18 protein-coding genes are annotated in these 22,080 nt (G+C 62.3%); 12 read left to right on the top strand and 6 right to left on the bottom strand.

The annotated features are described in order from the left end of the window. The first annotated feature begins 45 nt into the window (after positions 1-45). Positions 46-825: a FadR/GntR family transcriptional regulator gene (locus tag PSH66_RS12455; RefSeq protein WP_003173261.1), complete on the top strand. Its 780-nt coding sequence runs from the start codon at positions 46-48 to the stop codon at positions 823-825. Between the two features lie 88 nt (positions 826-913). Here the strand turns inward: PSH66_RS12455 and PSH66_RS12460 are convergent, their stop codons facing one another. After that, positions 914-1,639 carry an oligogalacturonate-specific porin KdgM family protein gene (locus PSH66_RS12460; RefSeq protein ID WP_003173262.1) on the bottom strand — a complete coding sequence of 242 codons (726 nt, stop codon included), beginning with the start codon at positions 1,637-1,639 and terminating at the stop codon, positions 914-916. 359 nt (positions 1,640-1,998) lie between these two features. On the opposite strand from PSH66_RS12460, the gene PSH66_RS12465 reads away from it, so the two are divergent. The 9 genes from PSH66_RS12465 (at position 1,999) to PSH66_RS12505 (ending at position 13,162) form a co-directional block, all read left to right on the top strand. Next, the gene (locus tag PSH66_RS12465) at positions 1,999-3,153 is read left to right on the top strand and encodes a mandelate racemase family protein (RefSeq protein WP_042944500.1); all 1,155 of its coding nucleotides are present in this window, start codon (positions 1,999-2,001) and stop codon (positions 3,151-3,153) included. A gap of 72 nt (positions 3,154-3,225) precedes the next feature. After that, the gene (locus PSH66_RS12470; RefSeq protein ID WP_305429216.1) at positions 3,226-4,836 is read left to right on the top strand and encodes an ABC transporter substrate-binding protein; all 1,611 of its coding nucleotides are present in this window, start codon (positions 3,226-3,228) and stop codon (positions 4,834-4,836) included. A 21-nt stretch (positions 4,837-4,857) separates the two neighbouring features. Next, positions 4,858-5,895 carry an ABC transporter permease gene (locus PSH66_RS12475; protein WP_003173265.1) on the top strand — a complete coding sequence of 346 codons (1,038 nt, stop codon included), beginning with the start codon at positions 4,858-4,860 and terminating at the stop codon, positions 5,893-5,895. 46 nt (positions 5,896-5,941) lie between these two features. Beyond that, on the top strand, positions 5,942-7,546 hold the full coding sequence (locus PSH66_RS12480; RefSeq protein ID WP_305429218.1) for an ABC transporter substrate-binding protein: 1,605 nt from the start codon (positions 5,942-5,944) through the stop codon (positions 7,544-7,546). A 32-nt stretch (positions 7,547-7,578) separates the two neighbouring features. Continuing rightward, positions 7,579-8,496 carry an ABC transporter permease gene (locus PSH66_RS12485; RefSeq protein ID WP_003173267.1) on the top strand — a complete coding sequence of 306 codons (918 nt, stop codon included), beginning with the start codon at positions 7,579-7,581 and terminating at the stop codon, positions 8,494-8,496. A gap of 16 nt (positions 8,497-8,512) precedes the next feature. After that, positions 8,513-9,352, top strand: coding sequence for an ABC transporter ATP-binding protein (locus PSH66_RS12490; RefSeq protein ID WP_305429219.1), 840 nt, complete (start codon positions 8,513-8,515; stop codon positions 9,350-9,352). An 11-nt stretch (positions 9,353-9,363) separates the two neighbouring features. Continuing rightward, positions 9,364-10,140, top strand: a complete 777-nt coding sequence (locus PSH66_RS12495) for an ABC transporter ATP-binding protein (RefSeq protein WP_003173269.1) — start codon at positions 9,364-9,366, stop codon at positions 10,138-10,140. A gap of 190 nt (positions 10,141-10,330) precedes the next feature. After that, positions 10,331-11,242 (top strand): 5-dehydro-4-deoxyglucarate dehydratase, encoded by a 912-nt coding sequence (kdgD, locus tag PSH66_RS12500; protein WP_003173270.1) that lies wholly within the window; start codon positions 10,331-10,333, stop codon positions 11,240-11,242. A 120-nt stretch (positions 11,243-11,362) separates the two neighbouring features. Continuing rightward, positions 11,363-13,162: a glycoside hydrolase family 28 protein gene (locus PSH66_RS12505; protein ID WP_305429222.1), complete on the top strand. Its 1,800-nt coding sequence runs from the start codon at positions 11,363-11,365 to the stop codon at positions 13,160-13,162. A 90-nt stretch (positions 13,163-13,252) separates the two neighbouring features. On the opposite strand, the gene PSH66_RS12510 is transcribed toward PSH66_RS12505, so the two are convergent. The 5 genes from PSH66_RS12510 to PSH66_RS12530 form a co-directional block, all read right to left on the bottom strand. Then, complete coding sequence (locus tag PSH66_RS12510) at positions 13,253-14,596, bottom strand: cytochrome c (RefSeq protein ID WP_003173272.1); 1,344 nt, start codon at positions 14,594-14,596, stop codon at positions 13,253-13,255. 16 nt (positions 14,597-14,612) lie between these two features. Beyond that, positions 14,613-16,844, bottom strand: coding sequence for a molybdopterin cofactor-binding domain-containing protein (locus PSH66_RS12515; protein ID WP_305429223.1), 2,232 nt, complete (start codon positions 16,842-16,844; stop codon positions 14,613-14,615). Continuing rightward, positions 16,844-17,302 carry a (2Fe-2S)-binding protein gene (locus PSH66_RS12520; RefSeq protein WP_003173274.1) on the bottom strand — a complete coding sequence of 153 codons (459 nt, stop codon included), beginning with the start codon at positions 17,300-17,302 and terminating at the stop codon, positions 16,844-16,846. The genes PSH66_RS12515 and PSH66_RS12520 overlap by 1 nt, the downstream gene beginning before the upstream one ends. A 429-nt stretch (positions 17,303-17,731) precedes the next feature. Continuing rightward, a complete protein-coding gene (locus tag PSH66_RS12525; protein ID WP_305429224.1) occupies positions 17,732-18,040 on the bottom strand; it encodes a hypothetical protein in 309 nt (102 codons plus the stop codon). Between the two features lie 358 nt (positions 18,041-18,398). Then, positions 18,399-19,298 (bottom strand): LysR substrate-binding domain-containing protein, encoded by a 900-nt coding sequence (locus PSH66_RS12530; protein ID WP_003173276.1) that lies wholly within the window; start codon positions 19,296-19,298, stop codon positions 18,399-18,401. Positions 19,299-19,404: 106 nt separating this feature from the next. On the opposite strand from PSH66_RS12530, the gene PSH66_RS12535 reads away from it, so the two are divergent. Beyond that, entirely contained in the window at positions 19,405-20,772 is a 1,368-nt protein-coding gene (locus PSH66_RS12535; RefSeq protein WP_003173277.1) for an MFS transporter, read from the top strand. Next, positions 20,769-22,043: a glucarate dehydratase family protein gene (locus PSH66_RS12540; RefSeq protein ID WP_305429226.1), complete on the top strand. Its 1,275-nt coding sequence runs from the start codon at positions 20,769-20,771 to the stop codon at positions 22,041-22,043. The genes PSH66_RS12535 and PSH66_RS12540 overlap by 4 nt, the downstream gene beginning before the upstream one ends. The last annotated feature ends 37 nt before the right edge of the window (positions 22,044-22,080 follow it).

Genomic DNA, 22,080 nt, shown 5'->3' on the forward strand with positions numbered 1-22,080 from the left:
GCGCTATGATGCGCATTCCTCCGTAAACCGAGATTTGTGTTCTTGATGGACAACCCGAACGTCCAGCCCACGGTTCGCCGCCGGCACCGCAGCCTGGCCGAAGACCTGGTCACTGAGCTTTCCCGACGCATCTGTGCCGGTGAGCTGGCCCGGGGCACAAAGATGCCCACCGAATCGCAAGTGATGGCCGAGCACGGTGTGAGCCGTACGGTGGTGCGCGAGGCCATCTCGCGTCTTCAAGCCTCGGGCCTGGTGGAAACCCGGCATGGCGTCGGTACGTTTGTGAAGGATATCCCGAGCCCCAGCGGGTTTCGGATCGACCCGGACACCATCGTGACCCTGCAGGATGTGCTGGCGGTGCTCGAATTGCGCATCAGCCTGGAAGTGGAGGCTGCCGGCCTGGCGTGCCTGGGGCGTACCGATGAGCAGTTGCGGGTGATGCGCGACTCGCTGGATGCGCTTGATTCGCGGGCGGTGAGTGCCGACTATGCGGTGTCGGCGGACTTTCAGTTTCACCAGCAGATCGCCCTGGCCACCGGCAATCGCTACTTCACCGATATCATGCTGCACCTTGGGATGAACATCCTGCCGCGCACGCGCCTGCACTCCAAACGCCTGGCCAACGACAATAAGGAGCCCTACCTGGAGCGCTTGAGTCGTGAGCATGAGGACATCTACAAAGCCATCCTGCGTCGCGATGCCGACGCCGCTCGCGCCGCGATGCGCCTGCACTTGTCCAACAGTCGCGAGCGCATGCGCCGCGCCTATGAAGCTGCAGCCGCCGAATTGTCGAACGGCCCGGCCGTGGTGAGCGCGTCGCCCTGAAACCTGCTGGTCGGCCCATCAATTGAACTGAATGCAGCAGGCTTGCCTGGCGCACGATGCGCGTGCGCCAGGCAAGTCGTGGGTTGCGTTACATGAAGTTGTACTGCACGCCCAGGCGCCAGCGTGCCTGGCGGTCTTCAGAGGTGGCGTTGACCTTCACATCGCCGATCTCCATGAACGGTGCCCATTCCTTGGTGAGCTTGTATTTGACGATCAGGTTCTGTTCGTAGTCGCTCTTCTTGTTGTCGTAGCGGATGTAGTCGGTCTTGAAATAGATGAACTGATATTCGTACGCCCATTTGCTCGCCGGCGTGTAGCCGAGCCAGCCCTCAAAACGATGCGTAGTCTGGTCATCCTTGATGTGGTCGGGCAGGTCTTCGTCGACCTGGTCGCGGTCGAGCTTCTTGGCGTCGAGGCGATAGCGCGTGGCCGCATAGAAGGCATCGTTGATCTTGTAGTTGTACTTGAGCCCGAATTTGTAAGTGGTCGAATCCTTGGAGCTGTCCATCTGGAACGCCGGGGTCAAGGTCGATTGCGGGCTGAGCTTGTAGTTGTAGCTGACGGTGAACTCGTGGCCGTTGTTGACCATGTTGTCGTAGGCCACGTCTTCGCGGTCGCCCGCCGTGCGGTATTTCATTTCTGCTTCAAAACCCAGGCCACTGTCCAGGCGATAGTTGAGCTTGATTCGATCGGCGTGGGCGCTGTCTTCCTCGGTGAACTGGTGGCGGTAGTTGATGCTGGCAGAGTCAGCGCTGACATAGAGCGGCAGGCTGAAGGTCAGGGCGGTAACAAGCGTGCGTAAGGTGGTGTTCATACGGTCTTCTTTTTTGTTTTTGTTAGGGTCGTTTGAGGGTGTTGCGGCACTGCGTTGTTGCGTATGGCTCTCATCTATGCTGCCGATATACGTTATCGTACGACAAGATGACTCGTCTATGGGTTATCTGCCATTTTGAAACATCTTGAAATATATGTGCCCGGTGAATAGGGCTCCAAAGCAAATGCAGTTATTCCTTGGTTGTCTTTAAAAACGGGGCTTTTGTTGGTTTTTTCGGAAAATACGCGGGTGGCGGAGGGAGGTTATTGGGTCTTTTCAAGCGTTGTACGATGACCTATGATCGATCGCAACAGACGACATCCCCCGTCTCAAATCCAATAAGAAGGCTCAAGACGTCCATGAGAATCACAGCAGTCAACGTCCAGGTTTTTTCCTACCCGACCCGCCGCGCAGTGGACAGCGCCGGCCACGCTCACCCCGGTGACGTCACCCAGGCGCAGATGGCTTTGCTGCGCATCCAGACCGAAGACGGCCAGGAGGGTTATGCCTTTGGCGCGCCCGAGTTGATCCGCCCCTATGTGCTCGATGGTTTTGTGCGCAAAGTGCTGGTGGGACAAAACGCGTTTGACCGCGAGAAAATCTGGCACGACTTGGCGCATTGGCAGCGTGGCAGTGCCAGCCAGTTGACCGACCGCGCGCTGGCTCTGGTTGAACAGGCGCTGTGGGATTGGGCGGGGCGCAAACTGGGCGTGCCGGTGCACAAGTTGATCGGCGGGTTCCGCGACAAGGTGCCGGCCTACGGCTCGACCATGTGCGGCGATGAATTGCCCGGCGGCCTGGCCACTCCCGACGACTACGGCCGGTTCGCCGAAACCCTGGTGCAGCGCGGCTACAAGGCCATCAAATTGCACACCTGGATGCCGCCGGTGTCCTTCGCCCCGAGCCCGCGCATCGATGTCGCAGCCTGTGCGGCCGTGCGTGAAGCGGTCGGGCCGGGCATCGCACTGATGCTCGATGGCTACCACTGGTACAGTCGCACCGAAGCGCTGTACATCGGGCGCGAGCTGGAGAAGCTCGACTTTGCCTGGTTCGAAGAGCCGATGATGGAGGAGTCCGCCGAGTCCTATGCCTGGCTTGCGGGGCAACTGGATATTCCGGTGTTGGGTCCGGAAACCCTGTCCGGCAAACACCTGAGCCGCGCCAGCTGGGTCAAGCACGATGTCTGCGATATCTTGCGTGCCGGTGTGGCGGGCGTCGGCGGCATTGCACCGTGCCTGAAGGTGGCGCATCTGGCCGAGTCATTCGGCATGGATTGCGAGATCCATGGCAACGGCGCCGCCAACCTGGCGGTGGTCGGCGCTATCAAGAATTGCACCTGGTACGAGCGTGGCCTGCTGCACCCGTACCTGGACTACGACGAAGTTCCGGCCTACCTCAAGCGTCTTGTAGACCCGATGGACAACGACGGCTTTGTGCACCTGTCCGACCTGCCGGGGCTGGGTGAAGACATTGACTTCAACTACATCGAGACCAACACGCTTAACAGCTTCTGACCTTTGCACGGGTGGCTCGGCATGCGCCGGGCTGCCCAAGAGCCGTATAAATATAAAAAAGGCACTCGTGTTATGACTATTTTCCCTTCGCTGTGGGCGCGGGTATTCGTCGCCGCCCTGGCTATCACTGCGGTACCTGCAAGCTTTGCCAAGACCCCGGCCGATCAGTTGATCGTCGGCATGAGCATGATCAACCTGCTGTCCCTGGACCCGGCGGCCGCCACCGGCCTGGACGTGTCGGAGATCAATGCCAACCTCTATGACATGTTGCTGGTGCAGGACGTCGCCCAGCCTGATCGCCTGGTGCCGGCACTGGCCGAGCGCTGGCAGGTCAGCGATGACCGCAAGACCCTGACCTTCAATCTGCGCGACGGCGTGAAATTCCAGTCCGGCAACGCCCTGAGCGCCGAAGACGTGGCCTGGTCGCTGCACCGCGTACTCAAGCTCAACCTCGCCCTGGCGTCGACCTGGAAAGCCTACGGTTTCACCGCCGAAAACGTCGAACGCTATATGCGCGCCACCGATGCCTCGACCTTCGTGATCGAGTTGCCGCGACCTACCGATCCGCTGCTGGTGCTCAACACCCTGGCGACCTCGCCGAGCGCGTTTATCCTCGACCGCAAAAAAGTCCTCGAACACCAGAAAAACAACGACATGGGCGCCGCCTGGCTGGTGACGCACGCGGCCGGCAGTGGCGCGTTCGTGCTCAACGATTGGCGCGCCAACGACGTGATCCTGATGAGCCGTTTCGACGGCTACTGGGGTGGTCCGGCCAAGCTCAAGCGCATCGTCATGCGCAACATGACCGAGTCGCAGTCGTTGCGCCTGATGATCGAGCGCGGTGACCTGGACATCGCCAAAGGCATGTCCGCGCCGGACATCGAAGCCCTGCAAAAAAGCGACAAGGTGCGCACCCAGACCCTGCAGCGCGGCACCCTGTATTACGTGGCGCTGAGTGTGAAGCAGCCGATGTTCGCCGATGCGCGAGTGCGCAAGGCAGTGCGTTCGCTGATCGACTACCAGGGCATCAACCAGACGGTCATGCCGCATTACGGCGTGATCAACCAACGCCCGATGCCGTTGGGTTTGGCTGCGCGCCTGCCCGATCCCGGCTATACGCTCAACGTTGAACAGGCCAAGGCCTGGCTGGCCGAGGCCGGCTACCCGAACGGCTTCAAGACCACTATCCGCGTGTTGGCCGAGCCGCCGTTCATCAACATTGCTTCCAACCTGCAGTCGACCCTGGCCCAGGCCGGTATCCAGGCCAGCATCGTGACCGGCACCGGCAACCAGGTCTACGGCGCGATGCGTGAGCGCAGCTTCGACATCATCGTCGGGCGCGGCGGTGGCGGGGCGGAGCGTCATCCACATTCCAGCCTGCGCACCCTGGTGTACAACCCGGATAACCGCGATGAAGCCAAGCTCACCAATTTTCAGGGCTGGCGCACGTCGTTCTACAGCCCTGAGCTGAACCAGTTGATCGAACACGCGGAAGTCGAGCCCGACGCAGGCAAGCAACTGGCCCAGTACCGGGCGATCCAGGAGCAGGTCGATCAGCAAGTGGGCGCTATTTTGCCCGTCTCGCAAATGACCGACACCGTGGTGGTGTACAGCGACGTGGCCAACTACCAAGGCCACACCGCTGCGACCACGCGCTACAACGACGTCTACAAAAAGCGCTGATCGATTTATCAGGAGCTCACTATGTTTGTTATGACTGCCTCTGTCATGGGCGCTCGCGCTTCCAATACCCTGCGGCGCGCCGGTACGGTGCTGGTGACGTTGCTCGGCCTGCTGGCGCTGACCTTTATCATCGGCCGGGTCATGCCGCTGGACCCGGTGCTGGCCGTGGTCGGGCCGGACGCGGACGCGTCCACCTATGACCAGGTGTACCGTTCGATGGGTCTGGATAAACCGATCTGGACCCAGTTCGGGCTTTACCTCAACGACTTGCTCCACGGCGACTTCGGTAACGCGCTGTTGACCGGCCACCCGGTGCTGGACGACATCCTGCGCGTGTTCCCGGCGACCATCGAACTGGCCACCCTGGCGATTCTGTTCGGCGTGCTCATCGGGTTGCCGCTGGGTGTCTGCGCGGCCAGTAACCAGGGGCGCCTCGGCGATCACGTCGCGCGGGTGATCACCTTGTTCGGTTACTCCACGCCGATTTTCTGGCTGGGCATGATGGGCCTGCTGGTGTTCTACGCCTGGCTCGGTTGGGCCGGTGGAGCAGGGCGCATCGACCTGGCCTATGACGGCATGGTGCCCGAGGTCACTGGCCTGCTGCTGATCGACACCAGCCTGGCGCGCGACTGGGAAGCCTTCGCCAGCGCCTTGCGCCACATCGTGCTGCCGGCACTGATCCTGGGTCTGAACTCGGTGGCGTACATCAGCCGCATGACCCGCAGCTTCATGTTGGAGCAACTGTCCCAGGAGTACATCATCACCGCGCGGGTCAAGGGTTTGTCCCGTCGCCAAGTGGTGTGGGGGCATGCGTTTCGCAACATCCTCGTGCAGTTGCTGACGGTGGTGGCGCTGGCCTACGGCTCGCTGCTGGAAGGCGCGGTGCTGATCGAGACGGTGTTCGCCTGGCCGGGGTTCGGCCAGTACCTGACCAGCAGCCTGATGCTCGGTGACATGAATGCGGTGATGGGCTGTGTGCTGGTGATCGGCTTGATTTTCGTCGCGCTCAACCTGATCAGCGACGCCTTGTACAAGGTGTTCGACCCACGCACCCGCTGATGCGCAACGCAGTACCGATAAAACTAATAAGAAGAAGGATTTTTTCATGACATTTTCGACACTGCACCTTGGCCTGTTCGCGGCCGTTCTCACCCTCGGGCCGATGACCCTGGCCCACGCCAAGACCCCGGCCGATCAACTGATCGTTGGCATGAGCATGGTCAACCTGTTCTCCATCGACCCGGCCAACGCGCCCGGCCTGGATGCGTCCGGCGTCAACGCCAACCTCTACGACACGCTGATCAAGCGCGACCAGGGCAACCCGGAAAAACACCTGCCGCAGTTGGCCGAACGCTGGGACATCAGCGAGGACGGCAAGCAGGTGACTTTCCACCTGCGCCAGGATGTGAAGTTCCATTCGGGTAACCCGCTGACCGCCGAAGACGTGGCGTGGTCGCTGTACCGCGTGATGAAACTCAACTTCGGCCTGGCCACCACCTGGAAAGCCTACGGCTACAACGTCGACAACATTCAGTCGCTGATCCGCGCCACCGACACCCACACCCTGGTGATCGACCTGCCGCAAACCATGGACCCGCTGCTGTTGGTGGACTCCCTGGCAATCTCGCCCAGCGCCGTGGTGGTGGACCGCAAGGTCGCGCTGGCCCATGAAAAAAACGGTGACCTGGGCGCCGGTTGGCTGGTGACGAACGAGGCGGGCAGTGGCCCCTTTGTGTTGAGCAAATGGAGCGCCAACGATTCGCTGCTGCTGACCCGTTTTGACGGCTACTGGGGCGGCGCGGCCAAGCTCAAGCGCGTGGTGGTGCGGCACATGACCGAGTCCCAGTCGCTGCGCCTGATGCTGGAGCGCGGCGATCTCGACCTGGCCTATGGCATGGCCGCGCCGGATATTCGCGCCATCGATGGCTCGGACAAGATCCAAGTGCAGTCACTGCCGCGCGGGACGATGTACTACGTGGCGATGAGCATGAAGCAAGCCGAGTTTGCCAAGCCCCAGGTGCGTGAAGCAGTGCGCAACCTGATCGACTACAAGGGCCTGGATGAGCAAGTGATGCCGTACTACGGCAAGCTTAATCAGCAACCGATGCAGTTGGGGTTGCAAGCGCGCTTGCCGGACCCGGGTTATCACATGGATGTGACCAAGGCGAAAAAGCTGCTTGCCGATGCGGGCTATCCCAACGGTTTCAATACCACCATTCGTACCTTGTCGGAGCCGCCGTTCATTGATATTGCCGCGCGCCTGCAAGCGACACTGGCCGAAGGCGGGATCAAGGCCAGCATCGTCACCGGCACCGGCAACCAGGTGTACGGCGCAATGCGTGCGCGCAATTTCGAAATCATCGTGGCGCGGGGTGCCGAGCGTTATCCGCACCCGTATTTCAGCCTGCGTACCTTCGCCTACAACCCCAACAACAGCGACGACGCCGGCTTGCCGAACTTCCAGGGCTGGCGCGCCTCGTTCTTCAACCCGCAACTCAACAGCCTGATCGACCAGGCCGGGGTCAGCCGCGACCCGGCGCAGCGCATCAGCCTGTACCACCAGGCGCAGAACCTCTACGACCAGCAGGTGGGGCCGATCCTGATGATCTCGCAGATGACCGACACCGTGGTCAGCGCGGCCGACGTTAAGGGTTTCAGTGGTGACGATGCCGAGGCCACCCGTTACCTGGGTGTCTACAAGCAGCGTTGAGTGCTTCCAGAATTCACACAGAGAAGATGCTTATGAATGCCAACCTGTCTTCCATAGAGTCGGCGGCGAAGCGCCCGGTGGATCGTACGCCAGGCTCCAGCTTTGACGCCTTTTGCAAGAGTAGCCTGCGGGTGTTGCGGCATTTGTTGCGCAACCCCATGACCCTGGCGGGCCTGCTGGTGGCGTTGCTGTTGGTGGTGGTCGCGGCCTTCGCGCCGTGGATCGCCACCCACGATCCGGTGGCGCAAAACCTCGCCAACGCCTTGCAGGCACCGGGCGCGGCGCATTGGTTCGGTACCGATGAATATGGCCGGGATATTTTCAGCCGCCTGGTCTACGGCTCGCGCATCACCCTGTACATCATTGGTCTGGTCACGGTGATCGTCGGGCCTATCGGGCTGTTTATCGGCACGGTGTCGGGCTATTTCGGCGGGGCGGTCGACACGGTGTTCATGCGCTTGACCGATATCTTCATCTCCTTCCCCAGCCTGGTGCTGGCGCTGGCGTTCATCGCCGCCCTGGGCCCTGGCCTGGAGCACGCGGTGGTGGCGATTGCCTTGACCTCCTGGCCGCCGATTGCGCGGCTGGCGCGGGCCGAAACCCTGTCGCTGCGCAATGCCGATTTTGTCGTCGCGGTGGAGCTGCAAGGGGCGTCGCCGGCGCGGATTATCCTGCGCCACATCGTGCCGATGTGCCTGTCGTCGGTGATCATCCGCCTGACCATGAACATGGCCGGGATCATCCTGACCGCCGCGGCCCTGGGCTTTCTCGGCCTGGGCGCCCAGGCACCGTTGCCGGAATGGGGCGCGATGATCTCCACCGGTCGACGCTACATGCTCGAATGCTGGTGGCTGGTGGCGGTGCCAGGGGCGGCGATCATGCTGGTCAGCCTGGCCTTCAACCTGTTGGGCGATGGCCTGCGGGACATCCTTGATCCGCGCAGCGAATAATCGGAGGAACACCTTTATGTCCGCCATCAAACTGAATGTCGAAGGGCTTAACGTACGCTTCGTCAGTGGCCAGAAAGAAACCCACGCTGTGCGCGATGTGTCCTTCACCCTGGGGCGGGAGAAACTGGCGATTGTCGGTGAGTCCGGCTCGGGTAAATCCACCGTGGGGCGCAGCCTGCTCAAGCTGCATCCGCAGAGTGCGAAAATCACCGCCAAGGCCATGGCGTTTGGCGAAGTGGATTTGCTGTCGGCCAGCGAAAAGGCCATGCAGAAGATCCGTGGCCAGCGCATCTCGATGATCATGCAGGACCCCAAGTACTCATTAAACCCGGTGGTCAAGGTGGGCGATCAGATTGCCGAAGCCTACCTGGCCCACCACAAGGCCAGCCGCAGCGATGCGCGCGAGCGTGTGTTGCGGATGCTTGAGCAGGTGCACATCCGCGACCCGCAGCGGGTCTACAACCTGTACCCCCATGAAGTGTCCGGCGGCATGGGCCAGCGCATCATGATCGCGATGATGGTAATCACCCGTCCCGAAGTGATCATCGCCGACGAACCCACCTCGGCGCTGGATGTCTCGGTGCGCCAGCAAGTGCTCAACGTGCTGGAAGAGCTGGTGGACCAGCAGCAGATGGGGCTGATTTTTGTCAGCCACGACCTCAACCTGGTGCGCAACTACTGCGACCGCGTGCTGGTGATGTATGCCGGGCGCGTCGTCGAATCCCTGGCCGCCTGCGACCTGCAGTACGCCGAGCATCCCTATACCCGTGGCCTGCTCGCCGCACTGCCGAGCATGGACAACCGCCGCGTGCACCTTCCGGTGCTCAAGCGCGATCCCCTCTGGCTGACTCAATAAGGAACCTGACCATGCCCATGATCCAAGCACACGCCTTGAACCTGAGCTTCGGCACAGGCGCCGCCATCAACCAGGTGCTGCACGATGTGAGCCTGAGTGTCGCCGACGGTGAATCGTTCGGCCTGGTGGGGGAGTCCGGCTCGGGCAAGACCACTGTATTGCGCTGCCTGGCGGGGCAGTACCGCCACTGGAGCGGCGCCCTGAGCATTGCCGGCGCGCCGTTGCAGCACAAGATTCCCAAGGCGCATTTTCGCAAGGTGCAAATGGTCTTCCAGGACCCCTACGGCTCCCTGCATCCCAGGCACACCATCGACACCGCACTGCGTGAACCGCTGATTATCCACGGGGTAGGGGACAAGGATGACCGCATCAACGAGATCCTGCTCAAGGTCGGTCTGAACGACAGCTTTCGTTTCCGCTACCCGCACCAGTTGTCCGGCGGGCAGCGCCAGCGCGTGGCGATTGCGCGGGCGCTGATCCTGGAGCCGCGTGTGCTGCTGCTGGATGAACCGACTTCGGCGCTGGACGTGTCGGTGCAGGCCGAGATCCTTAACCTGCTGGCGGACCTGCGCCAACGCGAGAAACTCACCTACCTGCTGGTCACCCATGACCTGGGGGTGGTCACCCACTTATGCGACCGGGTGGCGGTGATGCAGCACGGCAGGATCGTCGAGTTGCTCGACTGCCAGGCGCTGAGCCAGGACCAGGCCGCTCACGACTACACGCGCATGCTGGTGCAGGCCAGTCGGGACTTCAGCCAGGCGTCGGAACGTCGTCGTGTCGGCTGAAAATGCGTAGTCATCGTACGACTATGATTTGGTCGTACGAGTTTTATTTCGTATTTTTCTATATTTTTCTGGGTAAATCGCCGCTATTTCGATCAAGGGTATTTAGCGGGTAGCTTTAATATATCTGTAGTTATACGATGACGTACCTCTTTAGGTATTCCATTCATTTTTGATGTGAGGTTTGCGAACCATGACGCCACAAGAACTAAAAACAGTCCTGTCTTCCGGCTTGCTCTCGTTCCCCGTGACCGATTTTGACGCCGCCGGCGACTTCCGTGCCGACACCTACGCCCGTCGTCTTGAGTGGCTGGCACCCTACGGCGCCAGCGCACTGTTCGCGGCCGGCGGCACCGGGGAGTTCTTCTCTCTGGAGGCCAAGGAATACACGCAGATCATCAAAACTGCCGTGGACACCTGCAAAGGTCAGGTGCCGATCCTCGCCGGTGCCGGTGGCCCCACGCGCCAAGCCATCGCTTACGCCCAGGAAGCAGAGCGCCTGGGTGCCGCCGGTATTCTGTTGATGCCGCATTACCTCACCGAAGCCAGCCAGAAGGGCCTGGTGGCGCATGTGGAGCAAGTGTGCAATTCGGTGGATTTCGGTGTGGTGGTGTACAACCGCAACCTGTGTCGCCTCAACGCCGACAGCCTGGAACAGTTGGCCGAGCGTTGCCCGAACCTCATCGGTTTCAAGGACGGCATTGGTGAAGTCGAATCGATGGTCAGCATCCGTCGCCGCCTCGGCGACCGCCTGACCTACCTGGGTGGCCTGCCGACCGCCGAAGTGTATGCCGCCGCCTATAAAGCCCTCGGCGTGCCGGTGTATTCCTCGGCGGTGTTCAACTTCATCCCGAAAACGGCGATGGATTTCTACCACGCCGTGGCCGCTGACGACCACGCCACGGTGGGCCGCTTGATCGATGATTTCTTCCTGCCCTACCTGGCCATTCGTAACCGTTGTGAAGGCTACGGCGTGAGCATTGTCAAGGCCGGTGCGCGCCTGGTGGGGCATGACGCCGGCCCTGTGCGCGCGCCACTGACCGACCTGCTGCCGGACGAGGTGGAACAACTGGCGGTACTGATCAAGGCCCTCGGCGCCCAGTAAGGCGCTCACCAGGATCACCTGTGGGAGCTGTCGACATGTCTTCGGCTGACGCGCCAACGCTCGACAGCTCCCACCTGCCACCTGCCTCGGTGTGATGACCGGCAAAACAAGGAGAACAACATGCCGCTTCAACCCTCGAAAAAATCCTCGGTGCGTTGCGCGCTGACCCTCGCGGCCCTGGGTTGCAGCCCGCTGTCATGGGCGCTGCAAGCCCCGTCCAAGCTGCAAGTGCCCACGCTGGCCTATGACGATCAGCAGATCATCCTGGTCTGGGAAAAACCCACCGGGCACGCCGATATCCAGGACTACCGGGTCTACGCCAACGGCAGGCTGCTGGGCTCCAGCAATGCCAACAATGACCAGGTGTCGCCGGCCAAGCCCTATATCGACCAGTTCTACCGGCAAGACACTGCCCACTTCCACCATCGCATCGGCATTCACAGCTACACCGCACAAGGCCTGAAATCCGACACGGCTTACCGCTTCACCGTGCGTTCGGTGGACGGCAAGGGCAACGAGTCCGCCGACAGTGCCCCTGTGATGCAGCGCACCACGAAAGTCGCGGCGGTGTTTGACGTGAAACGCTACGGCGCCAAAGGCGATGGTATCCATCTCGACACCCTGGCGATTCAAACAGCCATCGATGCCTGCACCCCAGGCTGCAAGGTCTTGCTGCCCAAAGGCACCTACAAGAGCGGCGCGCTCTACCTCAAGAGCAACATGACCCTGGAGGTGGCCGAAGGCGCGACGCTGCTGGGCTCCGAACGTGCCGAAGACTACCCGCTGGCGGGGTACATCCAGTACCCGTATTCCACGACGGTGCGCCCGGCCTCTCTGATCAACGCCTTGCCCCGCGATCCGCGCCAGCACCAGGCGTTCGAAAACATCCGCATCGTCGGCAAGGGCACGATCGACGGCAATGGCTGGAAGCGCAACGCCGATGTCGTCGATGAGCGTGGCCAGGCCCTGCCGTTCTACGTGCCCAGCGACAATACACGCTATGCCCAGGACGGCGTCCTGGCCAAGGCACAGGTGGAGCAGGCCGTGGCGCGGGGCATGAACGTCAAGGACGCCTACGGGCAGATGCGTTCCTCGCTGATCACCCTGCGCAACGTCAAGAACGTGTTCTACGGCGGCTTCACGGTGCTGAACCCGGCGTTCCACGGGATCATGAACCTGGAGACCGAAAACGTGGTGCTGGCCAACACCACCCACAAGACCTACGACGCCAACAACGGCGACGGTATCGAGTTCGCCAACAGCAAAGGCGCCATGGTCTTCAATAACTTCTTCGACACCGGCGATGACTGCGTCAATTTCGCCGCCGGCACCGGCGCGAACGCCGTGCATCAGCCGCCCCAGCAAGATGCGTGGATTTTTAACAACTACTTCCGCAAAGGCCACGGCATGGTGGTGGCCGGCAGTCATACCGGCGCGTGGATCCAGAACATCCTGGCCGAAGACAATGTGTCCGACGGCACCGACGCCGGGTTACGCATGAAGAGCACCAACTTCATGGGCGGCGGCGCGCGCAACGTCATCTTCCGCGATTCGGCGATTCGCAACACGGTCAAGCAGGCGTTCATCTTTACCCTGGACTACAACGACCCGAACGCCAAACTCGATTACCAGCGTTCCACGATTGCCGGGCAGTTCAAGGATATTCGGGTGAGCGACGTCAGCGTCGAGAACGCCCAGGGCCGGGCGATCGAGGTCAAGGGTGACAGCCAGCACAACGCTTACCACGAAGCGCTGGTGTTCCAGCGCGTGCGTTTGCGCGGCGCGGCCGGGGCGCGGATCGACGGCTTGAAAGACTCGCGTTTTGAGGCGGTGGTGTTCAGCGAACACGGCACCGCCAACCCATGGCAGGTGACGGGCAGCTCGGGGTTGAGTTTCAAGGATGTGCAGCCGCCACCGTAGTCAGGCCAGACGCGGTACATGTGGTGAGGGAGCAAGCTCCCTCGCCACAGTTACTGTTCGCTTAATGATGCAGGCGCCTGTCCTGGCCATTCAGCGCATCTGCAAAATAATCGGACTGCTGCTCGCCGGGTCGGTGTGCCCGCGCAGCTTCTCGACCGCTTTTACCTCCACTGCGCCACCCCCATTGCCCCACGTACTGCGCACATACGTCAGCACCTCGGCAATCTCCTGGTCGGACAATTGCTCGCGAAAGGCCGGCATGCGGTACGCGTCCGGCACGCCTGCGGCCACGATGCGTTGCGAGCCGTTGAGCGTGATGTTGATGGCCGAGGCGGTTTCCTTGGCGAGTGCCGAGGTCGCGCCGGCCAGCGGTGGCATCCAGTCGGGCTGACCTTTGCCATCAGCGCCGTGGCACGAGGCGCAGCGCGTGGCGTAGGTGTGGGCGCCTGGGGTGGCGGCGCTGTGGGTCGCGACGGCCTGGTAAGTCCATGGCGTGCCGTCGCGTTGTGGGTCACCTGGCAGTGACTTGAGGTAGCGGGCGATGGCGGCCAGGTCGTTGTCTGCCATGAACTGCGTGGAGTTGTTGAACGCCTCGGTCATTGAGCCGTAGACCACGGCGTGCCGGTTGCGCCCGGTCTTGAGGAATTGCACGATCTCCGGCTCGCTCCAGCGGCCCAGCCCGGTGTTCGAGTCCTGGCGCAGGCTCGGTGCATACCAGCCATCGAGCAGGGCGCCGGCGAGGAAGGGCTTGCCGGATTCGTCCAGCGCCTTCTCGTTAAAGGCCAACCCACGCGGCGTGTGGCAACTGCCGCAGTGGCCTGGGCCCTGGACGATATAGGCGCCGCGATTCCACAGCGCGTCCTGCTCAGGCTTGGCCGCATAGGTGGCGGTCGGCGCGAACAGACCGTTCCACAGGGCGATGGGCCAACGCATGTTCAGCGGCCAGGGAATATCGCTGGGGATGTTCGGTTGGTTGGCCGGCTGCACGCCTTTCATGAAAAACGCATACATCGCCCGTATATCGTCGTCACTGAGCTTGGCGTAGGACGGGTAGGGCATGGCCGGATACAGTCGGCGGCCGCCCGGTGCCACGCCGTGGCGTACGGCACGGTCGAAGTCGGCCAGGCTGTAGGCGCCGATGCCGCTGTCGCGGTCCGGCGTGACGTTGGTGGCATGAATCGTCCCCAGCGGCGTGGCCATCTCCAGGCCGCCCGCAAACGGCGCTTTACCGGGCAGGCTGTGGCAGGCCACGCAGTCACTGAGACGCGCGACGTATTCGCCGCGACTGACCAGGGCCGGGTCGACACTGGCGGCCTGTTGCTGTTCGAACGGTGTCGCGGGTTGACGGGTGACGTACCAGGCCAGCAGGCCGGCGGCGACCACGCAGGGCAGCGCGAGCCAGCCTACGGTTCTTGCGAATCGACGGGTGTTCATGGGCGGTCTCGCTCGGTTAGCTGAAGGTGTGTCGGCTCAGGGGCAGGCTGCGAATACGCTGGCCGGTCAACTGCGCCGCCGCATTGGCCACGGCCGGTGCCACGGCGGGCAGCGGCGGTTCACCAATGCCGCCCATCTTCTCGCCACTCTCCACAATCTTGACGTGCACCTGGGCCATGCGTGACGGCGGCAGGATCGGGTAAAGGTCGTAGTTGCGCGCCCGTGGCTTACCGTCCACGTACACCGCTTCTTCCAGCAAGGTTTGCGATAAGCCCAGGGCCACCGCGCCGTTGACCTGTGCTTCGACAATCGCCGGGTTGACGACGCTGCCCGGATCGATGGCCTCCCAGATGTGGTGCACCTTGACCTGGCCTTTCTCGATCGACACCTCGGCGATCACTGCCGCGTGCGAACCGAACGGCGAGGCCATGGCCACGCCACGGGCACGGCGTGTGCCGTCTTCGGCGGTGTAGGGGCCGCGTTTCCAGCCGCCGGACAACTCGGCCACCGCCTTGAGCAGGGTGGTCAGCCGCGGGTTGTCGCGCAGCAGATTCAGGCGCAGCTCGTACGGGTCGCGTTTGCCGGTGTCCGCCAGTTCATCGAGGAAGGCTTCGTAGAAAAAGTCATTGAGCGAATTGCCCACCGACCGCCAGTAGCCGAGCATGGCCGGGCCTTTGACGTAGATCTGCGCGATGCGTTTGTTGGGGATGGCGTAGCTCTTGCCCGACAGCCCTTCGAGGGCGGTGGGGTCGATTTTATCGCCCTGCTTGCCGGCGATGGCTTCGGTGGGGCCTTCGGTGGCGCTGACTGCTTCAATAGCCGTCGGCAAGCCGTCGGCGTCCAGCGCGGCGCGGAACTTGACCACTGCGACCGGGCGCAGTACATCGCGCAGGAACTCTTCTTCGCGGCTCCAGATCAACTTGACCGGGCGGTCCACCGCCTTGGCCAGCGCGATGGCCTGCGGGTAGGGGCTGGCCGAGTCATAGAGGAAATGCCGGCCGAAAAAGCCACCGAGCAACGGCGAGTGCAGGTTGATCTGTTCAAGGGCCAGGCCGGTGCGCTTGGCGATGTCGGCGCGGAACATGTCCGGTGCCTGGTTGGGCAGCCAGATATCCAGTGAACCGTCGGCGTTGAAGCGCGCCAGCGCTGAGGGCGGCTCCAGCTGGGCGTGGTTGACGTATTGGTTGTGGTAGGTGGCTTCGACCTGGGTCTTGGCGTTTTTCAGCGCGCCGGCCACGTCGCCTTCGTTCTCGTCGTCGCGGGCCGGGCCTTGTTGGGTCGCGAGAAAGTCACGGTAGCCATCGCTGGAAAAATCAGCCGGCATGGCGCGGACTTTGGAGTCGGCAGTCGGTTCCAGCCAGTCGACCTGGATCGCCTCCACCGCGCGCTTGGCATGCCACCAGCGTTCGGCCACCACCGCTACGGCGCCGGGCAGTTGATGAACGGAGTGCACACCCTTCATGGCCTCGACCTGCGCCTGGTTGCGCAGGCTGCCGACGGTCATGCCCAGGCGCGGCGCGTGTTGCACGGCCGCGTGGAGCATACCGTCGACCTTCAAATCGATGCTGTACAACGCCTTGCCGGTGGATTTGTCGTAGGCATCCAGGCGCTTGACCGGTTTGCCGATCCAGCGGAACTGGCCGGGGTCGCGCAAGGTGATGCTCGCGGGGTCAGGCACCGGCATGTCCAGCGCGCGACTGGCCAATTCGCCATACCCCACGGAGCGGCCGGACGCGGCGTGTACCACGCGGCCGGGTTGGGTGGTCAGCTCACTCACCGGCACACGCAGCTGCTCGGCGCCGGCCTGCAGCAACATGGCGCGGGCGAGGGCGCCCAGGCGGCGCATGGTCGGGTAGCTCATGCGCACCGACATGCTGCCGCCGGTGATGCGCATGCCGTTGTCCATCACCACGTAGGCATCGCCGGGCGGCGCGGCTTCGACGATGAAGGTGGCCGGGTCGGCATCCAGCTCTTCACCGACGATCTGCGCCATGGCGGTGTGGGTGCCCTGGCCGCCTTCCATGAAGGGGCTGAGCAGGCGCACCGTACCGTCCGGGCGAATCTCCAGAAAAGCCGGTACTTGCGTGCCGCGTTCTACGCCGGTGGCCGCCTGCACCCGGCCGGAACCGAGCGGCAGGCCGAACCCGATGACCAGCGCACCCACGGCGGTGCTCGCCAGAAAACGCCGACGTGACAGGTTGATCGGTTCGCCCAGGGGCACACCGGGGATCAGTTCAGGTGTGTTCATCAGGCGGTCTCCTTCCCGGCGGCCAGGTCAGACATGGCGGTGTGGATGGCGTTGTAGGTGCCGCAGCGGCACAGGTTGACCATCGCCGCGTCGATCTGGTCCTTGGTGGGGGCAGGGGTGTGCTTGAGCAGCGCGGTGGCCGCCATCACTTGCCCGGACTGGCAATAACCGCATTGCGCCACCTGATGCTCGACCCAGGCGCTGACCACGCGTTTGCCCACCTCATCGGCCTCGATGGCTTCGATGGTGGTGATCTCGCGACCGACCACGCCCGCCACTGGCGTCACGCACGCGCGCACCACGTTGCCGTCCACCAGCACCGAACAGGCGCCGCACTGGGCCAGGCCGCAGCCGTATTTGGTGCCGGTCAGGCCCAGATCGTCGCGGATCACCCACAGCAAGGGCGTGTCGGCGTCGGCATCGACCTGATAGGCCTTTTGGTTGATACGTAATTCCATGGCGGGCTCACCTGCTGATCATCGGTTGGTGGTGCTGGTTTCTTATAGGTGTGGTGCGACTATAGGTCGCCCATCGTCGAACTCTAGACCACCGCGCAAGGGGTATCTATCTGAGGGGGCTCAAGTTCAGAGGATCAGGCAAGTATTCAACAGGATTGGGTGACTGTGTTGGGCTTTGGTAGCCCGCTGTCTGTGGGGTGGGCGGGCTTGCTTGACGGCCTGATAGCCGACGAGTCTCTAACTGATGCCCTCGGTCAAAATGTGGGAGGGGGCTTGCTCCCGACATAGGTAATCCGTAGCAGCTGCCGAGCCTTGGCGAGGCTGCGTTTGCGGTGTACCTGACACACCGCCGACGCAGCCTCGCCAAGGCTCGGCAGCTGCTACGCACCGCTATCGGGAGCAAGCCCCCTCCCACAGTTTTGAGCGCGTTCAGGCAGTGGCTTTTGAGGTGTTCATACATTCGATGGAGCGATCCACCGTGGTCTTGGCGATTTCCAGCAAATGCCACACCGCCAGGATCTTCGCCCGCTCGGGGCTTGCCAATTGCTCACCGCAATCGAGCGCGGTGGCCGAAGCGCTGTCGAGCAGGCTGGCGGTGTAGAGCAGCGCGTCTTCGAAGCTCAGGTCTTCGTTGACGGTGTGAAAGCCTTGGGTGGGCAGGTAATGGTCGATGGCGCGGTTGAAGGCGGCGCGGTCTTTGGCGGGATCGATGGGTGGATCGGGTAGGACTTTGTTCATGGTGTAACTCCATATGGTTGGTTTGGAGCTGACACCCGTCGCGACTAAACGAATGGGTGGCGGCTGTACGCAGGTTAGTCGACCGGCCATATGGAAAACCGGCGCACCCGAAGGTGCCCTACGCACAGCCGCCATAAAACTTCATGGAGGACCATGCGCCATATGAAATCCGGGCGACTAAACCCGATCACCGATAAGCAGTGACGGACCGCAGACTAGCCACCGATTTCAGCAGGCACAAGGCGGCGGGGATTGTCTCGGAAACGTCCTGCAATTAAAAGGGACACGACTTGCTGGCCCTTTACAAATCATGACCAAATGCCAGCAATGATCGCCATGGTTTGTCGGTCATCGACACTCAACCCCACCCCTCACGCACCGCATTGCGAATCCCCTCCAGCAACATCCCGAACGCCGGGTTGTCATTGTCTTCGCGCCAGATCAGGTGCAACTCGCTTTGCGCGCCTTCGCCCAGGTCGATGTCGCGGAACACGACGTTCTTGAACACCACGCTGCTGGCGCAACGCGGTACCAGGGCCAGGCCCATGCCGGCGTTGACCAGTGCGAGGATGGTCAGTGACGAGCCCAGCCACTGCACGTATTGCGGCGCCACGCGGGCCGAGCGCAGCAGGCCGGTGAGCAGTTCGTTGAACGGCGGGTAGGCCGCGTGGGCGTACATCAAAAAGGGCTGTGCATCCAGGTCCTGCACGCTCACCGTATCGGCGTGTGCCAGCCGATGGCTGCTCGGCACCGCCAGTACGAACGGTTCGCGCACCAGGCATTCGGTGGCGTAACCCGGTTCCAGCAACGGCGCGCGGACGATGCCCAGGTCGATACGCCGGGCGCGCAGGGCTTCGTATTGCTGGTAAGTGTTCATCTCCGACAGGTCGATCTTCACCTGTGGCTGCTTGAGCCGAGCCTCGGCGATCACCTTGGGCAGGAACTCATACACCGCGCTGCCGACGAAGCTGATATTGACCGTGCCGATATCGCCCTCGGCAAAGCGCCGTGCGGTGATGGCCGCTTGCTGGGCGCGTTCGAGCAGGTTCTGCGCCTCGATGAAAAAGGCCCGGCCGGCGGCGGTGAGCGCGACGCTGCGGGTAGTGCGGGTGAACAGTTCCACGCCAAGGTGATGCTCCAGCAACTGGATCTGCCGGCTCAGCGGCGGCTGGGTCATGTTCAGCCGTTCGGCGGCGCGGCGGAAATTCAGCTCGGTGGCCACGGTGGTGAAGCAGCGCAGTTGCGTCAGTTCGAACATTGATCTAATCCCGGTATCAATCGCATGCCAGGTTAGATTAGACGGGAACAATCCTCGGCGTCCATCATCGACTTGCCCTTAAAAAAACAATCAATGGGAGTTGCCCGTGGATACCCTCCAGAGTCCGCCAGACCCAACCTTGCTTGCCCGCGCGGCGGCCAAGGTCAAGCGCCATGTGCTGCCGTTGTTCGTGGTGATGTTCATCGTCAACTACATCGACCGGGTCAATATCGGCTTCGTGCGCAGCCATATGGAAACCGACCTGGGCATTGGCGCGGCGGCCTACGGCCTGGGGGCTGGGCTGTTCTTTATCGGCTATGCGATCTTCGAAGTGCCCTCCAATCTGCTGCTGCAGCGCTACGGCGCACGGGCCTGGCTGACGCGGATCATGTTCACCTGGGGCGCGGCGGCGATGGCGATGGCCTTTGTGCAGGGCGAAACCAGTTTCTACATCCTGCGTTTTATCCTCGGTGCCGCCGAAGCGGGTTTCTTTCCAGGGATCATTTACTACTTCACCCAATGGTTGCCGGCCAGTGAGCGCGGCAAGGCCATGGCGATTTTCCTCAGCGGATCGGCCATCGCCTCGGTGATCTCCGGGCCGGTGTCGGGGGCGCTGCTCAATGTCAGCGGTTTCAACCTGCACGGCTGGCAGTGGATGTTCCTGATCGAGGGCTTTGCCTCCATCGTACTCTGTGGGTTTGTGTGGTTCTGGTTACAGTCCCACCCCCGTCAGGCCAGTTGGCTCAGCGACGATGAAAAACACGCTCTGGTCAGTGCCATTGCCCTGGAGCAGCAGGCGCGCGAGGCCAGTCAGAGCGTGCGACCGTCGATGTTCAAGCTGCTGGCCGACAGGCAGATCGCGCTGTTCTGCTTTATCTATTTTTCCATCGCCCTGACCATCTACGGCGCCACGTTCTGGCTGCCGAGCATGATCAAGAAAATGGGCAACCTGGGCGACTTCCAGGTGGGCTTGTTCAACTCGATTCCGTGGTTGATTTCGATCGTCGCCATGTACGGGTTCGCATCCCTGGCCAGCAAGTGGAAGCACCAGCAGGCGTGGGTGTCGCTGATGCTGGTGATCGCCGCGTTCGGCATGTTCATGTCCACCACCGGCGGGCCGGTGTTTGCCTTCGTCGCCATCTGTTTTGCCGCGATCGGCTTCAAGGCGGCTTCGGCGCTGTTCTGGCCGATCCCCCAGGGCTACCTGGATGCGCGCATCGCGGCGGCGGTGATTGCCTTGATCAATTCGGTGGGCAACCTGGGCGGTTTCGTGGCGCCCACCACCTTCGGTTTGCTGGAACAGACCACCGGCTCCATCGAGGGCGGGTTGTACGGCCTCGCCGCGACCTCGCTGGTGGCCGCCGTGGTGGTGTTCTTCGCCCGCACCGCACCGCGCGGCGGTGTCCCCCCAACATCAAACCCTTCTTCTCAACACCACGCCTTGCGTCCAGGTCCACAGGGAGCCGCCTCTTGAAAATCGTCCGCGTTACCGTCACCCCGATTGCCTTCCGTGACCCGCCCTTGCTGAACGCCAGCGGCATTCACGAACCCTTCGCACTGCGCTCGATCATTGAGATCGAAAGCGACACCGGCTACATCGGCCTGGGCGAAAGCTACGGCGATGCCCCGGCGCTGGCGATTCAGCAACGGGTGCAGTCACAGCTGATCGGGCTCGACCCGTTCAACCTCAACCAGTTGCGCGCCATTGTGCAAGCCACGGTGGCGGCGCATAAACCGGCGAGCCTGGCTGGTGCCGAACTGGCGCCGGGCTCCCACGCGAGCAAGGCAGTGAGCAATGCCTATTCGGCGTTCGAGGTGGCCTTTCTCGACTTGCAGGCGCATTCGCTGAATGTGCCACTGGTGGACCTGCTCGGCGGGGCGATCCGTGACCATATCCCGTTCAGCGCGTACCTGTTTTTCAAATACGCCCAGCACATCGACTCGCCCTACAAGCCCGACAGTTGGGGCGAAGCGCTCAACGAAGAGCAAATCGTCGCCCAGGCCCGGCGCATGATCGAAACCTACGGTTTCAAAAGCATCAAGCTCAAGGCCGGTGCCTTGCAGCCCGAGCATGAAGTGGCGTGCATCAAGGCCTTGAAGAAGGCTTTCCCCGACGTACCGCTGCGCATTGACCCGAATGGCAACTGGTCGTTGGAAACATCGATCCGCATGGCCGAACTGCTCGGCGACGACCTGCAGTATTACGAAGACCCGACCCCCGGCCTGGACGGCATGGCCGAGCTGCACGCGCGCACCGGCTTGCCCCTGGCGACGAATATGGTGGTTACCGACTTCGATGAGTTCCGCCGCAGCGTGGCCTTGAACAGCGTGCAGATCGTGCTCGCCGACCACCATTATTGGGGCGGCCTGCGCGACACCCAGGTATTGGCGAAGATGTGCCAGACCTTTGGCCTGGGCGTCTCGATGCATTCCAATTCACACTTGGGCATCAGCCTGATGGCCATGGCCCACGTGGCCGCGTCGGTGCCCAACCTCGACTACGCCTGTGACACCCATTACCCGTGGCAAGAGCCGGACGAGGAGGTGATCAAGGGCGGTAAGTTGCCGATCATCGACGGTTGCGTGCAGATCACCCGCGCACCGGGGCTGGGCCTGGAGCTGGACCATGACCAGTTGGGCAAGCTGCACGATCAATACCTGAGCTGCGGCATTCGCCAGCGTGACGACGTGAAACAGATGCAGCGGTATCAACCGGACTGGAAAACCATCAAACCGCGTTTCTGAAGCAGGTCGCTTCGCTTTGCCCGGTGGTGCATGTGCG

The sequence above is a fragment of the Pseudomonas sp. FP597 genome (assembly GCF_030687435.1).
In the GTDB taxonomy this organism is placed as follows: domain Bacteria; phylum Pseudomonadota; class Gammaproteobacteria; order Pseudomonadales; family Pseudomonadaceae; genus Aquipseudomonas; species Aquipseudomonas lactucae.